The sequence below is a fragment of the Sphaerobacter sp. genome (assembly GCF_019683595.1).
In the GTDB taxonomy this organism is placed as follows: domain Bacteria; phylum Chloroflexota; class Chloroflexia; order Thermomicrobiales; family Thermomicrobiaceae; genus Sphaerobacter.
On the sequence record NZ_JADGHZ010000240.1, the window covers coordinates 1 to 4,401 of the forward strand.

3 protein-coding genes are annotated in these 4,401 nt (G+C 69.6%); 1 reads left to right on the top strand and 2 read right to left on the bottom strand.

What is annotated here, in order from left to right; all coding sequences use genetic code 11:
- Positions 1 to 118: 118 nt before the first annotated feature.
- Complete coding sequence (locus IRZ30_RS15945) at positions 119 to 1,303, top strand: FAD-dependent oxidoreductase (protein WP_294086560.1); 1,185 nt, start codon at positions 119 to 121, stop codon at positions 1,301 to 1,303.
- A gap of 549 nt (positions 1,304 to 1,852) precedes the next feature.
- Here IRZ30_RS15945 and IRZ30_RS15950 read toward each other — a convergent pair.
- Both IRZ30_RS15950 and IRZ30_RS15955 read right to left on the bottom strand, forming a co-directional pair.
- Positions 1,853 to 3,445, bottom strand: a complete 1,593-nt coding sequence (locus tag IRZ30_RS15950) for an amidohydrolase (RefSeq protein ID WP_294086562.1) — start codon at positions 3,443 to 3,445, stop codon at positions 1,853 to 1,855.
- 149 nt (positions 3,446 to 3,594) lie between these two features.
- The coding region (locus IRZ30_RS15955) for a dimethylarginine dimethylaminohydrolase family protein (RefSeq protein ID WP_294086561.1) at positions 3,595 to 4,401 on the bottom strand (807 nt) is incomplete at its 5' end.

A 4,401-nucleotide genomic window follows, 5' to 3' on the forward strand; every position in this document is an offset into this window, starting at 1 on the left:
TACGTCAACCGTGCTGCGTATTGCATGTTCTCCCCTCTCCCACCAGGGGAGAGGGGCCGGGGGTGAGGGGGACGTGTGACGCATGACGCATGACGTACGACTGAGAGGAGCATCCCCGATGGAAACTGCGGACGTCGTCGTGGTGGGCGCGGGTGCCAACGGCACGAGCATCGCCTACCACCTGGCACGTGCTGGAGTGAAGCGCGTGGTGGTGGTCGAGCGGCGGCACCTGGCGGCCGGGGCGACCGGCAAGAGCGGGGCGCTGGTGCGCACCCACTACACGAATGAGCCGGAGACGCGGCTCGCGGTCGAGAGCCTCAAGTACTTCGCCAACTGGTCCGACATAGTCGGCGGCGAGTGCGGGTTCCAGAAGGTCGGGCTGATGGTGTTCGTGCCGCCGGAGTACGACCACCACCTGGAGGCGAACGTCGCCATGCACCGCGAGCTGGGCGCGAACGCTCTCCTGCTGACGCCGGATGAGGCGCGGGAGCTCGACCCATCGCTGCGGCTCGACGACGTGGTGCGCGTGGCATACGAGCCCGACTCCGGCTTCGCGGACCCGAACGCGACGACGTACAGCTTCGCCCGCGCGGCCATGGACCTCGGGGTCACCTTCAAGCTGGACACGCGGGTCACGCGGGTGCTCACCGAGGGCAATCGGGTCAGCGGGGTCGAGACGACCGCGGGCACCATCTCGGCGCCGGTGGTTGTGGTGGCTGCTGGGGCGTGGGCCAACCAGCTCTTCGAGCCGCTGGGGATCGACCTCCCGCTCGTGCCGAGCTACGCGCGGGTGACGGTCTTCCGCTGGGCGCTGGAGCGCTCGCCGCAGCACATGACCTACATCGACCGGATCAACCACACCTGGGCGCGGCCGGTCGACGGCAACTGCACGCTCATCGGCGGGGAGCAGGGCGTCCGTCCCGCGGCCGACCCGGAGGCATTCAGCGAGGCGGTGTCTCAGGACTTCGTCGACTACTGCCGCGAGCGGCTGATCGCGCGCTGGCCGGTCATGCGCCACAGCACCATGCGCGGCAACTGGGCGGGCATCCTGATGCGCAGCGCCGACTCCCGACCGATCATCGACCATCTGCCGCAGTACGAGGGGCTCTACTGCATGACCGGGGACAGCGGCACCTCGTTCAAGACCTCCCCGGCCATCGGGAAGTGTCTGGCCGAGTGGATCACCGAGGGCCAGCCCAAGACCGTTGATCTCACGCCGTTCCGTTCCACCCGCTTCGCTGAGGGCAAGCCCTGGATCGACGAGAACGACTACGGCGAGAGCCAGGCGACGATCTCGCGGTAGGGCCGCGGAGAGCGGCACCACAAGGCGCCGCCGGTCAGAGAGCGCCGGTCGGCAGGTGGGACGATCGCAGGACAACGCCTGTGTCTGGGACGGGTGGTGTGAAGGATCCCACGCCGTGGCGCGTGCCCGGGGCTAGAGCCGCCGGGCTGACAACGAAAGCCGGCTCAAGCCGGCTGTGGAGTGCGGCGGCCTGAGCCGCCGCTGTGGTATCGCGCGCCCGCCGCCGCGCGGGGTTGGATTCGTACCGCCGTCGGGACGCTGAATGGGTGGCGCGAGGATCCGACGCCCTGGCCCGTGCCCGGGGGTCAAGCCGCCGGGCTGAATAGGGGGTAAGCCCACTGAAGGGGCTGTGATGACGACATGCAGGCGTATCCAATACAGCTTCCTGCTACGCCCAGCGTCCCCAGCCGGCTTTTCATTGTCAGCCCGGCGGCTTTAGCCCCGGGCACGGGCCGAGCGCGTACACCCACGGAATTCGTCAAACGGCATGAGCCGCGGGTCGCCCCATCCAGCCGGAAGCGGCGACCCGCCGCCGTCACGGCTCCGCCCCTACAGCCGCTCGCCGAAGCCGGCGGGGCCGGGGGTGGGGACCCACCACTCCTCGCCGCGCTCGGTCCGCACGTATTCGGGCCAGCGCAGGTCGACCGGCGGGGGGAAGTCGCGCGGCAGCAGGGGCGCGACCCACTTGTCGCCGCCGATGCCGCCCTCGGTGCGTTCGACGAACTCCGCCTTGGCGCGAGCCAGCTCGTCCGGCTGGGTGAGCAGGTCCAACAGCGTCGCCGCGATCGTTTTCCCGGCGACGAACATGCCGGGGTCGACCGCCGCCGGCAGCCCACCCAGCGCGTTGTAGGCCCACGCCGGGTACTCGTATGACGGGTTGTGCGGTTGCAGGCGCGGCCGGCCGGTGAAGAGGCGGACCGTCGGGGCGTGCCAGGTGTACTCGACGTAATCGTCCGAGGTGAAGTTGCGCTGCCAGTCGGGGAGGACCCGGCGCAGGCGCGCCTCGTACTCCTCCGGCGAGACCAGTTGCTCACAGGCCGGGTCGAACGGGTTCTCCATCGGCGTGATGCCGAGGTTGCGCTGGATCTCGCGGCCGAATGCGCGCGCCTCCTCGCTCAAGGTCGGCGCGCCGACCGCCTCCAGGTTGCGGTAGGTGAGCGCGGCCAGCGCGTTGTTCGGCAGCCCGACGCGCGTCTTGGTGACCCAGCGGACGGAGACGACGCAGCCGGTGACCGCCGCGGCGTGGCGGGCGTTCTGGGCCAGGACGTTGTAGATCTGCTGCTGGATGCTGAGCGTGGGACTGCGCCAGGAGTACTGGATCTGGCTCAGCCGCGGCGGGAGGTTGTCGGACGTCGCATCTCCCCCCACCAGGATGAACTCGTTGAGTGTCCAGGTCCCGGTGTGGGGGAACATGGCCTCCTTGGTGTACTTGGTCATGGTGTACATCAAGCAGAGCGCGTCGATCGCGCCCGGGCAGCGGGCGACGGCGTGGGGGCTGCTCGGTTGGGGCAGGAGTGTCTTGTCGATCCAGGTCTGCGGCTCAAGGCACTCGAAGGTGAAGACCGCGCTCCAGTAGGAGCCGCACTGCGTCTCCCAGGCAACGGTGTTCGTCGCGTGCGGGTGGTAGGCGATGAAGGCGTCGAAGCCGTCGTAGTAGCCCTTGGCGGCGTGGACCGGCTTGGAGCCGCAGACTTTCTCGGCCGGCTCACCGAAGAACTGCAAGGTCCCCTTGATGCCGTAACGCTCCATGGCGGCCTTGGCGGCGAGCACCCCGGTGAGCGCGGCGGTGCCGAGCATCGAGTGCGGGTCGGTGTGCCCCGCGGCCCACGGGCTCAGTCCCTCGCGTGGTGCGCGGTAGGGCACCACCTGCTGGGAGTTGCCGGGGACCGCGTCGTACTCGGCGTAGGCGCCGAGTACCGGGCCGCCGTCGCCCCAGGTGGCGACGAAGGCGGTCGGCATCTCGCCGGAGCCTTGCTCGACCTCGAATCCCTCGGAGCGCAGGAGGTCGACGTAGGCACGGGCCGAGCGGTACTCACGCCAGGCAGGCTCGGCGTAGCGCCAGATCTCCTCGTTGAACGCGGAGAGCCGTGCGGCGTGCTGGTCGATCCAGTCCATCGCATGCTGCTTGGCCGGGTAGCGCATGGCGATCACCCCCACCCTTCTCTGCCGGCAACGGCAGGTGCTATTTGGTGCGACTGTGACGACGGCACGGTAGCCGGGGACGCGGGGGGTGTCAAGCGGGTATGAGCGAGCGCCGGCATATCGCGAAATGCCGGCGCTCCGAGATGGCATTAGAGCGGGTCGCGCAGGAGGGGACGGGTGAGGCAGGTCGGGCCACCCGTCCGGTTGTGGGAGATCTCCTGTCCCTGATACAGGATCACCTCGCAGCCGGCTGCCTCCAGACGGCGGGCCGTCTCGCGGTTCTCCTCAAGCAGCAGGCAGCGGCGCGGACCGAGCGCCAGGACGTTCGGACCTTGGGTTGGGACTTCCTCGTCGGGCACCTCCACAAACCGGATGCCGCGCTCCTGGAGGCGCTGGACGAACTCCGCGGCGAGTAACGGCAGGTAGACGACCGCCAGGTCCTTGTCGAGCATGCTGATGAGCGAGAGCAGGTGCAGGCACTCGGCGGGACCGCGCCAGTGGGGGAGGTCCACGGTGATGACCTCGACCCCCTGCGCCGCCATGATCTCCGCCATCTGGCGGATGCCCTCGGTGTTGGTTCGATAGCCGCGGCCGATGGCGAGCGTGTGGGCATCGAGCCAGAGGCAGTCGCCCCCTTCGAGCGTGCCCGGCTCGACGATGCGCCCGGCGATGGGGATGCCCAGGTCGCGCATCGTCTCTTCGGCCAGCGCGACCTCAGGAGCGCGCAGCGGCTTCCCCATGCGGCACAGGACGGCTCCGGCGTCGGTCATGAAGACCGGGTCGAAGGGGAAGATGGCGTCCGGCAGCGTTGGGTCGTCGACCTCGCCGACGACGAGGTCCACGCCCGCGTCGGTCAGGATCTGGCGTAGCGCGGCGTGCTCGCGCACCGCCAGGTCGTGGTCGATCGGCCGCAGGTAGCCGAACGCCTCCCAGGAGACGTCCGGGCTGGGCGGGAC